Here is an 18,371-nt window from a genome sequence, read left to right as displayed (position 1 = left end):
ATGATCGGTCAAACCCCAAGTCTCTCATTTGAAATTTTTCCTCCAAAACCAGAAGTCGGCAATGAAAAGATTATCCAAACCCTTGATGAGATGCAGGGTTTGGCCCCTCATTTTATCAGCGTTACCTGTAGCAATAACAACCTCAATATTGAAGAAACGACTGTTCGCCTGGTCAACCATGTTCGCAATGAGTTAGGAATTCCAACCATCGCCCATCTACCAGCGGCCTACCTGACCAAAGACAAGGTCAAGTCTGTACTTCAATCTCTTGATGAAGTCGGTGTTCATCAAATTCTAGCCCTTCGTGGTGATATTATTGATGGTCTGCCTCCAAAAGAAGATTTCCGCTATGCAACGGACCTCATCTCCTTCATCAAGCAAGAGGCCCCTCACTTTGACATCATCGGAGCTTGCTATCCTGAAGTTCACCCTGAGTCACCAAACTCTGTATCTGACATCAAGAATCTGAAAAAGAAAGTGGATGCTGGTTGCTCAAGCTTGGTAACTCAACTCTTCTTCGATAACGAAGCTTTCTATGAGTTTCAAGAGAAATGCCATCTAGCAGACATCGAAGTGCCGATTATTGCAGGCATCATGCCTATCATCAACAGGAATCAGGCACTTCGCCTCTTGAAAACCTGCGAAAATATTCGTCTTCCACGTAAATTCAAGTCCATCTTGGAAAAATACGAGTATAATCCTGAATCCCTACGTGCAGCTGGCCTAGCCTATGCCGTAGACCAGATTGTGGACCTAGTCACCAACGATGTCGCAGGTGTCCATCTTTATACCATGAACAATGCAGAAACTGCTCGCTATATCCACCAGGCTACTCACTCCCTCTTCAATCACTACCAAGGTAGTCTATCAAGTGTGGCTGGTAGATAAAATAGCAGAAGACTTGAACGTATCCAATGATACGTTCAAGTCTTTTTTGATGGATAAATATCAAAATATAGTCGAATGACTATATGATTGTGACAACTGCGGAACGAATAATTCTACGAACAGACCTGAATGAAGGAGTTGGGCAGGTGATTGTAGGCAGAGGCTGGGCTCAAGCCCAGGCCCACTTCTCAGAGTTCGTGTCAACATCTCAGCAATTCGTGTTTTGCACTCCAAATCTGACCTCTACGGCTGATGCGAACGAGTTCGCTTCATTTCCAACCTCCAACAGTTCCTACTATGACTGTTGGAGGTGTGCGGAGGTGCGAGTGAAACAGTCTGTGAATAGACTGTTTCAGCAGATCTCTTTAGGATAAGAAACTAGCCGTACACCCCTAAGCTTCGAAAGAAGAAAGTGAGGGAATAGTTAAAAATGACCCCTACGATAACATCTAACACTCCTTGACAAGAGGAAAGTGAGTGTTCTAATGATGACCTGAAACAAGGAAATGAAGTTGCCAATTACTACTCTCTGATAAATAGTAAAGATCGACACTATTCCACGACATACGAGATACATGGAATAGTATTACTAGACTGGAAGTTCTACCAAACAACTAACCTAGCCAATGTTTTTTAGAAACCAAAAAAGCTGACCGCTTTTGTGCAGTCAGCTAGGGTATATAAATGTGTTTTTCCTTATTCTTACAAGAAAGCAAGAATGATAAAGTTTAGAATGAAGAGGGCAGTTGCTCCCCAAAGGATTGGGTGGATTTCTTTTGTTTTACCAGTTGAAATTTTTACCAAGCAATAGAAGATGAAGGCTGCTGCAATACCGTATGAGATAGAGAAGCAAAGGGCCATGAAGAAGGCTGCAAAGAAGGCTGGAAGAGCATCTTCGAAGTGGCTCCAATCAACATCAAGGAAGGATGAAACCATCATAACACCGACAATAATCAAGGCTGGAGCTGTTGCAGCTGCTGGGACAATACCGATAAATGGCAAGATAAGAATTGAAAGCAAGAAGAGAACGGCTGTCGTTACAGCTGTCAAACCAGTACGACCACCCGCAGAGATACCTGCTGCAGATTCAACGTAAGTTGTCGTATTTGATGTACCAAAGAGGGCACCGATTGATGTACCAATAGCGTCTGCAAAGAGAGCCTTGTCCATCTTAGAGTTAAATCCAGTACCGTTTTCAAGAGCTTTCTCATCTTCTTCTGAGAAAATACCAGTCTTGCGACCTGTACCGATAAAGGTACCAAGTGTATCAAAGGTATCTGACAAGCTGAAAGCAAAGATAGTCATCAAAACAAGTGGCAAACGGCTTGAGTCAGCAAAAAGAGAAGACAAACCACCGAAAGCTGCTAGGAAAGTTGTACCCAACTCAGCAAAAGCTGTACCGATATTGTTGTTGGCCAAGTCAATCGTAGAAAGGTCTACTACACCTGCTGGAATTCCTGCCAAGGTTGTTGCGACAATACCAATCAAAATCGCACCACGAACATTTTTAATCACCAAGACAGCTGTCAAAAGAAGACCAAATACTGTCAAAAGAACACTTGGGTCAGTGAAAGTTGAAATGCCAGGTACGACACCACCACCAGCAAATACAGAGAAGACACCATTTGCGAATGTTTCAGCTGTCGCATCTGCAGGAGCAACTCCGTTGACCGTAATAATATCAGAACCAGATGTCAAGAAGGTAATCAAGTTAGAGTTTTTGAAACCGAGGTAGGCAACGAATACACCGATACCACCACCGATAGCGTGTTGCAAGCTAATTGGAATAGCCTTGATGATACTCTTACGAACCTTGGTGACAGTAATAAAGATATTAAACAAACCACAAAGGAAAACCATTGCCAAAGCTTCTTGCCAGGTAAAGCCCAGACCGATAACAACGGTGTAGGTAAAGAAGGCATTAAGTCCCATACCTGGTGCCAAGGCATAAGGAACATTGGCAAAGAGCCCCATGACAAGCGTTGAAACAGCACTAGCAATAATGGTTGCTAGGAAGACTGCTTGGGTTGGCATACCCGCAACACTAAGGATGCTTGGGTTAACAAACAAAATATAGCTCATGGCGAAGAAAGTCGTAAGACCTGCCATAATTTCAGTTGAAACGGTCGTTCCATGTTCTTTTAGTTTAAAAAACTGTTCCATTTTTCAATTATTCTCCTTTATTTACGAACGATACAGCTATTATATACAAATCATTTTTATACTTCAAGCAATTTGAATATGAAAGCGTTATTTTTTGAAGCAACGTTCGTGTTTTACGAATTTTTCGATCGTTTTACCCATGTTTTGCTCAAAATGATTGGTTTTTTGCTTTTCTTTGAGCATTTTGATATACTGGAACTTATTAGTTTTGAAAAGGATTATTCAAGTATGAAGAAAAAAATTATTTCTATTGACCTAGACGGCACCTTACTAAATCAAGATAGCCTGCTGAGTGACTACACGATTTCTACTATTAAAAAGGTAAAAGAGGCTGGACATACTGTTTTGATTGCGACAGGTCGTCCCTACCGTATGGCAGAACAGTTCTACCACCAATTAGAATTAGATACACCTATGATTAACTTCAACGGTTCCCTTATCCATCTTCCCGGAAAAAAATGGGCCTGGGAAAAAAATATTCTCATTGACAAAAAATATTTGCTCGATTTTCTTAAGGAAGAAGAGCGTTTTGAAGCAGATTTTATCGCAGGAGAATACAAAAATAAATTCTTCATTACGCAAAAACATTTGGATAAAATCGACCCTGCCCTTATGGGAGTGGAGCAAATTACCCCAGAAACCCTCATTAAACCCGAACTGATTACCAGTAACCCCCACTCCATCCTCATGCAAACACGGGCCGCAGACAAATACCAGCTAGCCAAGGAAATGAAATCTTACTTTAATGATGAGTTAGAGATCAATACTTGGGGCGGCCCCTTGAACATCCTAGAAACCTGCGCCAAAGGAGTCAACAAGGCTACAGCCCTCAGCTATGTCTTAGAACTCTTCCAGGCCAGCCCTAGCGATTTAGTCGCATTTGGTGATGAGCACAATGATGTCGAAATGCTAGAACTAGCAGGTACCAGCTATGCCATGAAAAATTGTAGCGATACCCTACGACCTCACGCAGACCGCTTGACTGAATTTACAAATATTGAAGATGGCGTGGCAAAGGAATTGGAGAAAATGTTTTTATAGAAGAAAAAGCTGATCCCTGTCAGTTTTTTTCTTTTATTTTGCACAGTTAGCAGCATATTTCTGAAAAGAGTATGTAAACATTTCGGAAATTTTTTCTGTTTTTAACACAAATTTGCTTGACAAATAACTTGAAAACGTTTTATAATATACGAGTTCAAGAAAATGTAAGCCTATTCATTAGTTTTACATTTCAAAGGAACTAGAAAAAATTTAGGGGGAACAATAATGAGTATTGGAATCATTATTGCAAGTCATGGTGAATTTGCAGCTGGCATTCATCAGTCTGGTCAAATGATTTTTGGCGAACAAGAAAAAGTTCAAGTTGTAACTTTTATGCCAAGTGAAGGACCAGATGATTTATATGCTAAGCTCAATGCAGCTGTTGACTCATTCGATGCTGATGATGAAGTGTTGGTATTGGCGGACCTTTGGAGTGGTTCTCCATTTAACCAAGCAAGTCGCGTTGCTGGCGAACGTCCAGACCGTAAATTTGCCATCATCACTGGACTTAACTTGCCAATGCTAATTCAAGCCTACACAGAGCGTCTAATGGATGCATCTGCAGGGGTTGAAAAGGTTGCCGCAAACATTATCAAGGAAGCCAAAGATGGTATCAAGGTTCTTCCAGAAGAACTTCAACCAGCTGAGGCTGCTCCAGCTGCAAGTGCTGCTCAAGCACCTAAAGGAGCAATCCCACCAGGAACTGTTATCGGTGATGGTAAGTTGAAAATCAACTTGGCTCGTATCGATACTCGTCTCTTGCATGGTCAGGTCGCTACTGCTTGGACTCCAGCTTCTAAGGCTGACCGTATCATCGTCGCTTCAGATACAGTTGCACAAGACGACCTTCGTAAGCAATTGATCAAGCAAGCGGCTCCAGGAAACGTTAAAGCAAACGTCGTTCCTATCAAGAAACTGATTGAGGTTTCTAAAGATCCTCGCTTCGGTAACACACACGCTTTGATTCTCTTTGAAACACCTCAAGAAGCTCTTGAAGCAATCGAAGGTGGTGTAGAAATCAAGGAATTGAACGTTGGTTCGATGGCTCACTCAACAGGTAAAACAATGGTGAACACTGTTCTTTCTATGGATAAGGACGATGTTGCAACCTTTGAACGCTTGCGTGAACTCGGTGTCAAATTCGATGTTCGTAAAGTTCCAAACGATTCACCAAAAGATTTGTTTGATTTGATTAACAAGGCAGATGTTAAATAATAACTGATTAACACTGTGTGATTATCAGAAATATGAAAGGATTATAAATATGTCAGATATTTCAATTATTTCTGCAATTTTGGTCGTTTTTGTGGCCTTTCTTGCAGGTATGGAAGGTGTCCTTGACCAATTCCAATTCCATCAACCAATCGTTGCATGTACCCTCATCGGTCTTGTTACCGGTAACCTAACAGCTGGTGTTATGCTTGGAGGAACTCTCCAACTTGTTGCTCTTGGCTGGTCAAACATCGGTGCTGCGATTGCACCAGACGCTGCCCTTGCTTCTGTTGCTGCCGCTATCATCTTGATTAAGGGTGGTGACTTCTCAGCAACTGCTATCTCAGTTGCTCAAGGTCTTGCTATCCCTCTTGCTGTTGCAGGTCTTTTCCTTACAATGCTTGTGCGTACTGCATCTGTTGCCCTTGTACACGGTGCTGACGCTGCTGCAGAACGCGGTGATTTCGGTGCACTTGAGCGCTACCACTTGATCGCTCTTTCACTTCAAGGTCTTCGTATTGCTGTTCCTGCTGCCCTTCTTCTAGCTATCCCAACTGAGGCTGTTCAAGCTGCTCTTGAATCTATGCCAGCTTGGTTGTCAGGTGGTATGAACGTCGGTGGTGGTATGGTTGTTGCCGTAGGTTTCGCTATGGTTATCAACATGATGGCTACTCGTGAAGTATGGCCATTCTTCGCTATCGGTTTCGCTCTTGCTGCTGTTAGCCAATTGACACTTATCGCTCTTGGTGCTATCGGTGTATCTCTTGCCTTCATCTACCTTAACCTTTCTAAAAAAGGTGGAAACGGTGGCGGAGCTGGTTCTAACGACCCAATCGGCGACATCCTAGAAGACTACTAAGAAGAAAGGAAGAACACAATCATGACAGAAAAAATTCAACTTTCAGTAAAAGATCGTAAAGCGATTTGCTGGCGTTCAACCTTCCTTCAAGCATCATGGAACTTTGAGCGTATGCAAAACTTGGGTTGGGCTTACACAATGGTTCCAGCTATCAAAAAACTTTACACTAAGAAAGAAGATCAAATTGCGGCTCTTAAACGCCACATGGAATTCTTTAACACACACCCATACGTTGCTGCACCTATCGTCGGTGTAACACTTGCCCTTGAAGAAGAGCGTGCAAACGGTGCTGACATCGATGACGCTGCTATCCAAGGTGTGAAAATCGGTATGATGGGACCTCTCGCTGGTATCGGTGACCCAGTATTCTGGTTTACAGTACGTCCTATCCTTGGTGCCCTAGGTGCTTCACTTGCTGTGTCAGGTAACATCCTTGGCCCAATCCTCTTCTTCGGTCTTTGGAACGCTATCCGTATGAGCTTCCTATGGTACACTCAAGAGTTTGGTTACAAATCAGGTAAAGAAATCACTAAAGATATGTCAGGTGGTATCCTCCAAGACATCACTAAAGGGGCTTCTATCCTCGGTATGTTCATCCTTGCCGTACTTGCTCAACGTTGGGTATCTATCGGCTTCAACTTCACGGTTTCTGAAGTTCCACTCTCAGAAGGTGCTTACATCGAGTGGGATAAATTGCCAGAAGGCTACGAAGGTATCCAAAAAGCCTTTGAATTGGTTGGTCAAGGTTTGTCACAAACTCCAACTAAAGTTACTACTTTCCAACAAAACTTGGACGGTCTTATCCCAGGCTTCATGCACTTGCTTCTTACCTTCCTATGTATGTGGTTGTTGAAGAAAAAAGTTTCTCCAATCACTATCATCGTTGGCTTGTTCGCGTTCGGTATCGCAGCTCGCCTTCTTGGAATTATGTAATCCATTCACAAACCCCGCTCATGCGGGGTTTTATGGTATAATAAAACAAGAAATGAGGTAACTATGGCACAATCATTAAATAAAAATGTCGAACTATCAACAACCGGTGTTTCCTATCTGAGCATAGCTGGTAGTACTGTCGGCAAGTTTCTTCTGGGTGATCAAGCTTTGGAATTTTATGCAGATAACAACGTGGAAAATTATGTGCAAATTCCTTGGACATCGATTGAACAAATCGGTGCCAATGTGAGCAATAAAAAGGTCAGCCGACACTTCGAAGTCTTTACAGACAGTGGTAAATTTCTCTTTGCTTCTAAAGATTCAGGTAAGATCTTAAAAATTGCCCGTGAGCATATTGGCAATGAGAAGGTCGTCAAACTACCCACTTTGGTTCAAACTATTGGACAAAAAATTTCAAATCTATTTGCCAAAAAATAGAAAATCAAGTATAATAGTAGAAACGGATAAGTAGCCTCTGGCTCCTTTCAGAAAGTCTGCGGTCGCTGCGAGCAGATAGGAAAAAGTTGTGAAATTCTACCGTTGTTAACAAATAAAATAGTCAAAGTGCACACATGTGAAGCTGGATGGAACCGCGGTGAAAGTCGCTCCAGCAGTTTCCCTGTGTGCGTTTTTTTATTAAAATAGAAAGGAAGGTTTGGTTTTACTGCAAGAAAGTTGTGGTAGAATTGAACTCGCCCAATCCGAAGCAGTCCCCAGACTGTTTCAAGGGCCCGGTATCTTAGATATGTTAGATATGAAACGCATTCGTACAGATTTTGACGGAGTGGCTGCTAAACTTGCTACTCGTGGCGTAGCTGCTGAAACCTTGACAGAGATTAAAGAATTGGACGCAAAACGTCGTGAAATCCTGGTCACTGTTGAAGAGTTAAAAGCAGAGCGCAACACTGTTTCTGCTGAAATTGCCCAAGCCAAGCGCAACAAGGAAAACGCTGACGACAAGATTGCAGCCATGCAAAAATTGTCTGCCGATGTAAAAAACTTGGACGCTCAGCTCTTGGAAATCGATGAAAAACTAAACGCTATCCTCACTGTACTTCCAAACACGCCGCATGATTCTGTCCCTGTTGGTGCGGATGAAGAAGAGAACGTGGAAGTTCGCCGTTGGGGCACGCCTCGTGAATTCACTTTCGAGCCAAAAGCTCACTGGGATTTGGGCGAAGACCTAGACATTCTGGACTGGGAACGCGGGGCAAAAGTAACTGGTGCCCGCTTCCTCTTCTACAAGAACCTGGGTGCCCGCTTGGAGCGTGCCCTCTACAACTTCATGTTGGATGAGCATATCGCTGAAGGCTACCAAGAAATTATCACGCCTTACATGGTCAACCATGATTCTATGTTCGGTACTGGTCAATATCCTAAGTTCAAGGAAGATACTTTTGAGTTGGCAGACACTAACTTCGTCCTCATCCCAACTGCGGAAGTGCCATTGACCAACTACTACCGCAACGAAATTTTGGAAGAAAAAGACCTACCAATCTACTTCACAGCCATGAGCCCATCTTTCCGTTCTGAAGCTGGTTCTGCTGGTCGTGATACCCGTGGTCTGATTCGCCTTCACCAATTCCACAAGGTTGAAATGGTCAAATTTGCCACACCAGAACAGTCTTATGATGAATTGGAAAAAATGACGGCAAACGCAGAGAATATTCTCCAAAAACTAGGCTTGCCATACCGCGTTCTAGCTCTCTGTACAGGCGATATGGGCTTCTCAGCTGCTAAGACCTATGACTTGGAGGTCTGGATTCCTGCCCAAAATGCCTACCGTGAAATCTCTAGCTGTTCAAATACAGAGGATTTCCAAGCCCGCCGTGCCCAAATCCGCTACCGCGATGCTGCTGACGGCAAAGTTAAATTGCTCCACACCCTCAACGGATCTGGTCTAGCAGTTGGTCGTACCGTGGCTGCCATCCTTGAAAACTACCAAAACGAAGACGGCTCTGTCACCATTCCAGAAGTTCTCCGTCCATACATGGGTGGGGTTGATGTGATTAAGCCTTAAACTCAATGAAAATCAAAAACAGACTAGGCTACGCAGATGCAGATAGAACTCTGTTCCTATTACATTTCAAGGGAGCAGGCTGAAAAACTCCACAGGAGCTTTTCAGTCATCAAATCAAGTCAACAACGTCTGATTTTGATTTTCGAAGAGTATTAGTATATAAGAAAGAGCAAGTAGTGACCCTACTCGCTCTTTTCTTATTTCTAAAAATCTACTCCCAGAGTTTTCAACTGTTGGCGAATCTTGTCTTCCAATGCCAAAATCTCTACTCTATCTTGTTCCAGCTGCTGCGTCACTTGCCCAAGATCAATCTCTTCCTCTTCCTCAAAGGTATCGACATAACGAGGAATATTAAGATTGTAGTCGTTTTCAATAATTTCCTCTAACGGAGCTAAATAAGCATACTTGTCAACAAACTGGCGATTGTGATAGGTTTGAACAATTTTTTCTACCATATCATCTGACAGGTGATTTTGATTCTTCCCTTTTTCAAACTCCTTGCTCGCATCGATAAAGAAAACATCCTTGGTCTGACGATTTTTTTTGAAGACAAGGATAGTCGTTGGAATGCCTGTCCCATAAAATAAGTTGGCCGGCAAACCAATAACGGCATCTAAGTAATTTTTTTCAATAATCAGTTTGCGGATCTGTCCTTCTGCCGCTCCCCTAAAGAGCACACCGTGCGGTAAGACAATGGCCATGGTTCCTGTATTGTTCAAATGATAAAGACTGTGTAAAATAAAGGCAAAGTCTGCTTTAGAGGCTGGGGCTAGCTTGCCGTATTCCATAAAACGCGGGTCTTTCAACTTGGATTCACGGTTGTCCCACTTAGCAGAGTAAGGCGGGTTCGCAACTACTGCATCAAAGCTCCGTGGCTGGTCGATTCCAAGTTCATCCACCCCATCTGGCCAGTCGCCTTCTAAGGTATCCGCATTGTTTAAAATCATATTGCTGTAGCCAACCTGGTGCATCATCAAGTTCATCCGTGCCAAGTTATAAGTAGTCGTGTTCATTTCCTGACCATAGAATTTGATGTGTTGCCCTCGAGGTAGTTCATTACGTACTGTCAACAGCAAGGAACCTGACCCCATGGTTGGATCGTAAACAGAAAAACTTGTATCTGATTTTTCCAAGCCCAAGGTAACAATCTTGGCTAATATCTTGCTTACTTGGTGCGGAGTGTAAAATTCGCCACCTTTTTTACCTGCCGAAGCGGCAAATTGTCCGATAAGGTATTCGTAGATTTCCCCCAGAATATCCTTTCCTTCGTCGTTTTTATACTCAATGCTATCGATCAACTTCACAATGCTGTTCAAGGATTTGGCACGCGCAACCGTTGAATTTCCCAAGCGGGAATCCCCTAGGTTGATATCGTTGAAGACACCTCTGAAATCTTCCATAGCATCCTGGTTGAGTTCCACATTGGTATTAAAATGATCAAAAATCGTCTGATAGTCACTTGCCACAATCTCGCTATTATCAATTTTTTCTACCAATCTTGCCCATGTGTCTTCAGGCTCGATGGCATACCCAAGGTGAGAAGCTGTATTTTCCAAATGCTCTGCCAAGTCACTCCCAACTGCTTCACGCGCATAGGCGTCTTGCACAGTTTCACCTGGAGCAGGGCTGATAATTTCATCTTCCAACAAGAAACGCTCTTGGTGTTCTGACAGATAGCGATAGAACATAAAGGCTAGGATATAGTTCTTATATTCCGAAGCATCCATATTTCCACGCAATTCATTGGCCATAGACCAAATCTGATTGGTAATGGCTTGAATAGTTTTTGACATGTTTTTATAATCCTTTCATTTTGTTTCAATTTTCAGTCAACATCTCATTTTCGCTGATGAAGAGTAATAAGCTGGTCTAGGTCGGAGAAGAAAGAACCGATGGCTTCTTGTTCGGGGAGAGTAGGCAATAAAATTTCACTTCTAAGCAAATCAGATGATTTAACTGCCATTCTCTCGTAAACTGTCCCTTCTTGATAACGTAATGCGCGCTGAATAAAATCTGCAAAAGTAACTACCAATTCAATAAAAATCGGAGAAGCATCTGGTATTACTGTATAGGTAATATATATTGGAGAAAATACTGCAGCACCATATTTGTTTCTTGCAATAGCTCCAAATTTCAAATTTGCTGGATTATATACAATATCATCCAATTGGGTAAATTTATACTTCTTATCGTCATTCCTAACTAGAAACTCTCGATTATAGCGCTCTGTTTTTGGGGTAACTCCATTCTCTACTGTAAATGAAACTAGGGGCACATCAGCACTTGGAGACCTACTTTCATTCCTCTCGTCCAAAACTTCCCCCAACTTACGCTGTTTCCAAGTAGTTGTGAAAGTAAGGTTTTCACCGTATTTTCAGACGAAATTAGTTGTACCGATTGAAAATTGCTTTCTGAAAATCCGTCTTAAAACTGATTTTTTCGTTCCTGTTCGAACTCCAAGGAACGTTGGAGTAATTGGGATAAACCTGCCACATCTTGTTCCGCTAAGAGCTCCATATAAAGTGCTCGATCTTCTTTACTGATGAGTACTGGCGCTCCCAACTTGAGCATGCTTTGGAACATCAAAATCAGCCGCCCTGTTCGTCCATTCCCATCACTGAAAGGGTGAATCCGCTCGAACTGGATATGTACATCCGCCAGCACCTCTAACAGCTCTGCTATTTCCAAAGGCAAGTCTAAGCGGTAGTTGGCATTATCGACCCACTGTTGCATAAGGAAAGGCGTTTCCTCTGGCGAGGCCGTCTTGAAGGTCGCACCAATAATAGCGTTTTGCACAGACTTGAACTGTCCCCGATCATGCTGGAGACGGTCCATCAACAAGGCGTGGATATCCTTAACCAGCCCCAAGCTCAGCTCTTCCTCATTATCTAAGGCAAATAGCAGAGCTTGGAAAGCCTGTTTGTGATTTTCAATCTCATAAAATTCACGGATACTCTTGTGCTTTCCAGGCAGAGTACTTTCCAAAATAATCGAAACCGTTTCAGGCAGAGAAATGGTATTCCCCTCAATCCCGCTGGAATGATAGGCCATTCGTACCAGAAGGTCATCTAAATAATCCTGTGAATATGTCATACTGACCTCTTTCTATATAAACATCTGCTGTAACAATGCCTTTTTCAGCAGTTTCAGATGATCCAACTGACGCTGATGAAGAGTAATAAGCTGGTCTAGGTCGGAAAAGAAGCTGCCGATGGCTTCTTGTTCGGGGAGGGTAGGTACAATAAAGCCTAAAGTTGAAAAATCAGAATAACTTATGCTTCTTCCATCCCTTATTCCATAAGTAACTGTTTCAAGTTTTTTGATAAAATTCGGACTAGTTAACACATATTGCCAAAACTTTGAAGAATTTATTTCCCGAAAATCTAGAATTGTGTAAGCAGGTGAGGTCAATCCCTCTATCTCCGACCAAGCAAATCCTCCTTGGAATGATCTAAGATGAATTACAAACTGCCCTGGTAGAACACGCTTATAATTCACTATCGCTTCCTTGTCAAACTTGATATCAATCCCAATTTCATCTCGTCTAACCATCCCATATTCTTGTGAAGCTGATAAAATCGGTAAATCTGTATACCCCTTATCAGACACTGGCTTAAAAATATCCATTGCCTTACGCTGTTTCCAAGCGTCCGTGAATCCAGGGAATCTCAGCTCAGGAAAATCGTTTCCATTTCCTTTCGGAAACATTTTCTGTAACAAAGCCTTCTTCATTTCTTTGACACTATCTAATTTTCGCTGATGAAGAGTAATAAGCTGGTCTAAGTCGGAAAAGAAGCTGCCGATGGCTTCTTGTTCGGGGAGGGCTCCAACAGTCAGAGGAGTGACTGTTGGAGGTAAGAAAATCGGAATCTCTGCCAATTTGTTCGCATTAATAGCGGGGTAACTTGTTCCAGTACAGTTATCTAAAACCTTATTTACAAACTTTTCAGTCTGCATCACAGTGAACATAAAATAACCATTACAACTGGGACGTAATTGTGCATAACCAGTCGAAAATACAAAGTCATTGCTATCAAGATTAAAAAGATAATTGTTTTTCTGATATGGTCTTACAGTTTGATAAAATATATCCCCTTTACTCGCAACGCGTTGCGCTCGAGATGGAGCACTATTTTTATACTCTGTTCGATGTGAAATCATTTCTGTTCCAACAACTGATTCCAAATCTACATATTTGAATTTATCTGGCAATACCGATTTGGGATTAATCTCCGCCACCTCCCCCAACTTACGCTGTTTCCAAGCGTCCGTGAATCCAGGGAAGCGTAACCGTGGCTCGGTTGGTTTTTCTTTTGTCATAGTCCCTCCTAATCTACTTTCCTTTTCTTTTATTTCTGAAAGTTATTTTTGCAATTTTTCGGATGATTTCCATTCTATTATACGCTACCATCCGACAAAATCGCAAGCTATTGACCAACCAAGTCATCTGCCAAATCATAGATGGCCTGTCGTAATTGATTGCGGTATTGAATCTTTCCTAGTCCTTTGACAGTATCGTCATCTGCCCTGGTCTGATAATCTCGACTGGCTTCTTTTATCAAAGCACGCAAGTGACCCGTATCATCCAAATCCTTCTGACCATAGCGGTGTGGTGCCATCAACTCCCGCAGTTCTTGGTTGCGAATATGCTCAGTCAGCCCCCATTGGATTCGGAAAGCAAAGAGTTTCTTGTCAATGTAAACGTGCGAAGCATCTTGGATAATCTTCTGGCTATCGATACCCTTGACTGGATAAGTCATATTCATATCTTTTGTTGGGAAATCTCCTCGGTAGATGGCATCCCCTGTCTGACGGATCTGATCTGCGTAGTTATGATCGTCCAAACCACTGGCGAATCTGTCTAATTCATCCTTAGTAGCTGCCGCTTCTATCATCTTCTCATCATGAACCTGATTCAGCAAGAGTTCTACTAATTCTGTCAATTTATCGTAGTCAATCGTCACTTCCTTGATATGAGTCATCTTGAGTTCGATCTGATGAATGCTTACTTTTTGCTCTTTAGCCAAGGCTCGTTTCAATTCGTTTGCCAAAACCGTCGTCAAGAGTTTTTCTTCCTCTACTGACATTCCCAAGCTTTCAATGAAACGCTCTGGTTGATTATAATCAAATCCCTCCAATACTCCATCGACTAACTCAGGCTGGTACTGTTTGAGCTTGGACATGCCTTGATTGTATGCACGAAGCAATTCCAACATATCTTCACGCTTTTTCTCAGACTTCGGAATATCATTGAAATCATCTGTCAACTTTCTCAATTGTTCGACAGTTTGTTTTACCTCAGCAAACACTTCCTTGAAGGGTTTTGCTACCAATCCATTTTTTTCGTTATTATTTTTTTGTTCCTCATCTGACAAATTGGCTGCACTATCATCTGCATAGATGGCCAAGGCCTGGTTCATCAATTTCTCATTATGGGCAGGCCAGCGGTAATTGACCACACGTCCGAAAGGTTTCTTATCCATATCCTCCACACGATTGGTGCGGGAGTAAGCCTGGATAAGACTGGCACCTTTTAGGGTTCGGTCAACATACAAAGTATTGAGTTCAGGAGCATTAAAACCTGTCAAAAGCTGATCTACAACAATCACTAGATCCAAATAGTTCTTGTCCTTGGCCGTTCTGTTCAAACGACTAACCAGGTCTTCTGTATAAGCAGAAACATCTGACAAGCCAAAGGATGTCCCAAATTCTGCATTATAGACCTCAATAGCTTCCAGCAAACCAGTATTTGACTCGACCATGCTATTGTTGTTTTGAGTATTCAAGGCAAATGTAACACCCACTTTCAAGACCAAGCCACCTTGCTCCCGATGCAGTTGATTAGTCCGTTGAAACTCCCTGAAATACATCATGGCCATGGGCGTGGAGGCTTTGCCACCGCCTACATGAGTGGTAAATAAGGCATTGTAACGACCACTACCAGAGCGATTTGCCCAGTGTTTGAAGACATCTTCAACGACCAAGCGGACATGCTCTGGATTTTCATCATAAACACTGGAAGTCACCGCATCATCCATATCATCTGGACTTAGATTGGCAATCTTTTCCTCAATCTGTGCACTTGTCCAACTCGGATATTTCTGCCTGTAAAAATCTGGCAAGTAGGTTGTTTTCATGTGTTCCTGATTGATGGTCGTTTCAAAATCCACCTTAAACCCTAGTACATTGCGATCACTAATGGCATTTTTAATAGTGTAGGCATGAAGAAGGGGACCGAAGATATCTTGCGTCCGCAGACTAGCTCCTGTATCATCTAGGTTGGGAGTTCCTGTATAGCCAATCCAAGCCGCTTTTTTAAAGGCTTTTTGAATACCTGCAAAACTATCTCCACCTGTTGACCGATGGGCTTCATCAACGATAAACACGATATGCTTATCTGGGGATTTGAAGGACTTCCTCTTCACCAGTGTGTCCAATTTTTGCACAGAGGTGACGATAATCCCATTATCCTTACTGGACAGCTGTCGCGCCAAGGCTGTGGTATTCTGAGTTTCACGGATACTACCAAAGCTATTTTCCCCTGCTTCCGGGTCATAGGCCAGGTAGTCATCCTTGGTTTGATTGGTCAAGGCAATACGGTCCACTAGAAAGACAACCTTGTCCACCTTTGGCATTCGACTAGCTAGCCAAGCAGTTTTGAAACTAGTGATGGTCTTACCTGAACCTGTTGTATGCCAAATATAGCCAATCTTATTGCAGCCTAGTTCAAAATCCACTTTTTTAATCCCCTCAATGACTGCCTGAGTGGCGTAAACTTGATAGGGACGCATAACTTTCAACATTTGTTTCTGCGGTGTACCATCTAATATCATATAGTTGGTCGCCATCTGATGGGCCATGGGAATGCTGAGCATAGAATCTGCAAACTCTTTCCAATTCCGAACCTTGCCACCATCAGACTTGCGTTGCCAGTGGAAAGCAAAGTCCTTATTGAATTTCTCCGCAGTGGTATTGGCCATGTAGCGAACATTGTTTGGAGTGATGCCAACCAGTATCTGTAAGGTGGAAAAAATATCCGTATATTGCCGTTCTTGGATGTATTGGTGCATTTGGTTCAATGCTTCGTCAACATTCCGAGTATCTTTTTTCTCTTCGATTTGAATAATAGGTAAGCCGTTAATCAGTAAGGTCGTGTCAAACCGACGCTCCTGCCGTCCAGGGATTTTTGGAGCACGATGGATTTGGTTCACCACTTGATAGACCGTATCCCCGCCACCTATCTTTCGTTGGTCAAATACCGTCAAGAATGTATGCCGTCCATCATCAAGCGTAATCTCTAATTCTGAAACCCCACTGACACCATATAAAAACTGACCAGCCTCATAGGGAGTCTTGAGATCTGAAATAATCTGCTTAACTTGAGCAAACTCCGTATCACTCAGGGGTTTGTCCAATCGATGCTGATTATGTTGCCAGAGAATCGTCCGAAAATTTTCCCACAATTGCTCAGTTGTTTTGATAGTCGGCTCATAGGTCCATAGCTTAGACTTGACTGCATAAAGGGTAGAAGAATCACTAACAGACCATTCTAGACCTTCTAGGTGTTCTGGATGTGTAATAGTCCCTGTTGTAATATATTGAATCAATTCTGTTTCAAATGCTAATTCATTCATGTGTGTAAACCTCCTTTATCAAATGTGTTAATCGAGAAAAATCCCCTTGTGCGTATGAGAAACGCTTATGCCGTAAGGCTAATCCATCCAAGTAAACCCGCCCTAATCTAACCTGCATGTCCAAATCTGGCAAGGGACCTAATTGTAAACTTTTCAATTGTTTTACTGTGTATTTTAATACCTCACTACCTTGTAAGCTTTGGTAAAACTGCCGTCTAATATCAGAGGATTCATTGATAAGATAGAGCAAGAAAGCTTTGTCAAGCTGTGCAATCGGATCAATTTTGATATAGTTCTGTGTATAAAGGAAGCCTGCGTGTTCCGCTCTCACTAAAACAGCCTTTCCAGATAGCAAACTAAAGAGCAAGTCCCCTTCCTTTAGCAAGGTCACTTCTCTGTCCGTCCTCACCGTCCGACTGTCTACTGTTTCCTCTATCACTTCATAACCATCTAATTGATGATGTTGCTGATTGTAGAGAACATAGGCCTTAATATCTTCCAAACCGGTTGCATCCAATCGAACTTGCAAGCTTCCGCCCGTAAAGAGAGCTAATTCTTCCAGTTTCATAAGCACCCTTTCTTTTGAAATTTTTTATAATTACATTTTTGTTAAAATAAGTATAGCAACTTCCCATTGTTTTGTCAACTTATTATGTAATTTTTAAAAATTAAAAAAGGAGGTTCTGCTATGAACTTATCAGAAGAAAAAATACTTTTCCATCACTACTATGCAAACTGGCTTCAGGTTTATAAGGAAGGAGCAATCCGCGAAATCACCTTAAAAAATATCGTATGACATTGCAATGGATCATCAGACTCGCTCCCAATCTATTGTTAGAGGATTTGAATCGACTTCGTTACCAAGAGTTGATCAACAGCTATGCAAAAACACATGAACGACAGACAACCATGGATTTTCATCATCAGTTGAAAGGAGCCATTTTAGATGCTGTTGACGAGGGTATCCTAGAGCGAGATCCGACCCGCAAGGTGATTATCAAGGGAAAACTTCCTCGAAAGAAGAAAACAAAATACCTCAGCCAATTTGAACTTCATCAGTTGATACAAGAATTACATCTCGGTGAAAACTTAAATTGGGATTGGCTCATCCTATTGGTTGCCAAAACAGGTATTCGATTCTCCGAAGCCCTCGCTCTGACCACCCAAGACTTTGATTTTCACCGCCAACTACTAACCATTGACAAAACATGGAATTATAAAGGAGGAGGCGGTTTTTTACCTACAAAAAATAAATCTTCTGTCCGGAAAATCCAACTTGACTGGCAAACCAGTACGCAATTCGCCAACTTATTGCAAGGTAGCCAACCCGATGACTTACTTTTCGTGAAGAAAGAGCGGATTTACAACTCTACTATCAATGCTGTTCTTGAAAAACGCTGTCTAAGTGCAAATCTCCCTATCATCACTATTCATGCTCTTAGGCATACGCACGCCTCGATTTTATTATTTGCTGGTGTATCCATCGCCAGTGTCGCTAGACGGCTTGGTCACGCAAGCATGACAACAACCCAAAAGACCTATCTTCACATCATTCGTGAATTGGAAAACCAAGATGTTGATTTGATCATGCGGTCACTCTCAGGGCTTTGTTAAATTCCAT

Annotated in this window: 14 protein-coding genes and 1 pseudogene; 8 read left to right on the top strand and 7 right to left on the bottom strand. The window is 42.3% G+C overall.

Annotated features, from left to right (window positions below):
* Positions 1-888, top strand: coding sequence for a methylenetetrahydrofolate reductase [NAD(P)H] (metF, locus tag C1E58_RS08095; RefSeq protein ID WP_105209990.1), 888 nt, complete (start codon positions 1-3; stop codon positions 886-888).
* 702 nt (positions 889-1,590) lie between these two features.
* Here metF and C1E58_RS08090 read toward each other — a convergent pair.
* Positions 1,591-3,051 carry an NCS2 family permease gene (locus tag C1E58_RS08090; RefSeq protein WP_105209989.1) on the bottom strand — a complete coding sequence of 487 codons (1,461 nt, stop codon included), beginning with the start codon at positions 3,049-3,051 and terminating at the stop codon, positions 1,591-1,593.
* 228 nt (positions 3,052-3,279) lie between these two features.
* Here C1E58_RS08090 and C1E58_RS08085 point away from each other — a divergent pair, with 228 nt between their 5' ends.
* The 6 genes from C1E58_RS08085 to serS all read left to right on the top strand — a co-directional run bounded on the left by C1E58_RS08085 (position 3,280) and on the right by serS (position 9,116).
* Positions 3,280-4,092 carry a Cof-type HAD-IIB family hydrolase gene (locus C1E58_RS08085; RefSeq protein ID WP_105210024.1) on the top strand — a complete coding sequence of 271 codons (813 nt, stop codon included), beginning with the start codon at positions 3,280-3,282 and terminating at the stop codon, positions 4,090-4,092.
* Between the two features lie 225 nt (positions 4,093-4,317).
* Positions 4,318-5,307: a PTS sugar transporter subunit IIB gene (locus tag C1E58_RS08080; RefSeq protein ID WP_105118522.1), complete on the top strand. Its 990-nt coding sequence runs from the start codon at positions 4,318-4,320 to the stop codon at positions 5,305-5,307.
* A 49-nt stretch (positions 5,308-5,356) separates the two neighbouring features.
* On the top strand, positions 5,357-6,163 hold the full coding sequence (locus tag C1E58_RS08075) for a PTS mannose/fructose/sorbose transporter subunit IIC (protein WP_105118523.1): 807 nt from the start codon (positions 5,357-5,359) through the stop codon (positions 6,161-6,163).
* 21 nt (positions 6,164-6,184) lie between these two features.
* Positions 6,185-7,096 (top strand): PTS system mannose/fructose/sorbose family transporter subunit IID, encoded by a 912-nt coding sequence (locus tag C1E58_RS08070; RefSeq protein WP_105118524.1) that lies wholly within the window; start codon positions 6,185-6,187, stop codon positions 7,094-7,096.
* Positions 7,097-7,159: 63 nt separating this feature from the next.
* Positions 7,160-7,534, top strand: a complete 375-nt coding sequence (locus C1E58_RS08065; protein WP_029186103.1) for a DUF956 family protein — start codon at positions 7,160-7,162, stop codon at positions 7,532-7,534.
* 307 nt (positions 7,535-7,841) lie between these two features.
* Positions 7,842-9,116, top strand: a complete 1,275-nt coding sequence (gene serS / locus C1E58_RS08060) for a serine--tRNA ligase (RefSeq protein ID WP_105114058.1) — start codon at positions 7,842-7,844, stop codon at positions 9,114-9,116.
* 203 nt (positions 9,117-9,319) lie between these two features.
* On the opposite strand, the gene C1E58_RS08055 is transcribed toward serS, so the two are convergent.
* From C1E58_RS08055 to C1E58_RS08030, 6 genes are all read right to left on the bottom strand, one after another.
* A complete protein-coding gene (locus C1E58_RS08055; RefSeq protein WP_105209988.1) occupies positions 9,320-10,909 on the bottom strand; it encodes a type I restriction-modification system subunit M in 1,590 nt (529 codons plus the stop codon).
* 44 nt (positions 10,910-10,953) lie between these two features.
* Positions 10,954-11,442, bottom strand: a complete 489-nt coding sequence (locus C1E58_RS08050; protein ID WP_105209987.1) for a restriction endonuclease subunit S — start codon at positions 11,440-11,442, stop codon at positions 10,954-10,956.
* Between the two features lie 98 nt (positions 11,443-11,540).
* A complete protein-coding gene (locus tag C1E58_RS08045) occupies positions 11,541-12,209 on the bottom strand; it encodes a Fic family protein (protein ID WP_105114010.1) in 669 nt (222 codons plus the stop codon).
* A gap of 12 nt (positions 12,210-12,221) precedes the next feature.
* On the bottom strand, positions 12,222-13,436 hold the full coding sequence (locus C1E58_RS12405; protein WP_105209986.1) for a restriction endonuclease subunit S: 1,215 nt from the start codon (positions 13,434-13,436) through the stop codon (positions 12,222-12,224).
* 107 nt (positions 13,437-13,543) lie between these two features.
* A complete protein-coding gene (locus C1E58_RS08035) occupies positions 13,544-16,750 on the bottom strand; it encodes a type I restriction endonuclease subunit R (RefSeq protein ID WP_105209985.1) in 3,207 nt (1,068 codons plus the stop codon).
* Positions 16,743-17,318: a restriction endonuclease subunit S gene (locus tag C1E58_RS08030; RefSeq protein WP_105209984.1), complete on the bottom strand. Its 576-nt coding sequence runs from the start codon at positions 17,316-17,318 to the stop codon at positions 16,743-16,745. Before C1E58_RS08030 ends, C1E58_RS08035 begins: the two co-directional genes overlap by 8 nt.
* 120 nt (positions 17,319-17,438) lie before the next feature.
* Here C1E58_RS08030 and C1E58_RS08025 point away from each other — a divergent pair.
* Positions 17,439-18,364, top strand: a pseudogene (locus C1E58_RS08025) (site-specific integrase).
* Positions 18,365-18,371 lie beyond the last annotated feature (7 nt).

This window comes from Streptococcus suis, assembly GCF_002964575.1.
Classification (GTDB): Bacteria; Bacillota; Bacilli; order Lactobacillales; family Streptococcaceae; genus Streptococcus; species Streptococcus suis_R.
This window is presented reverse-complemented; position numbering and strand designations above follow the sequence as displayed.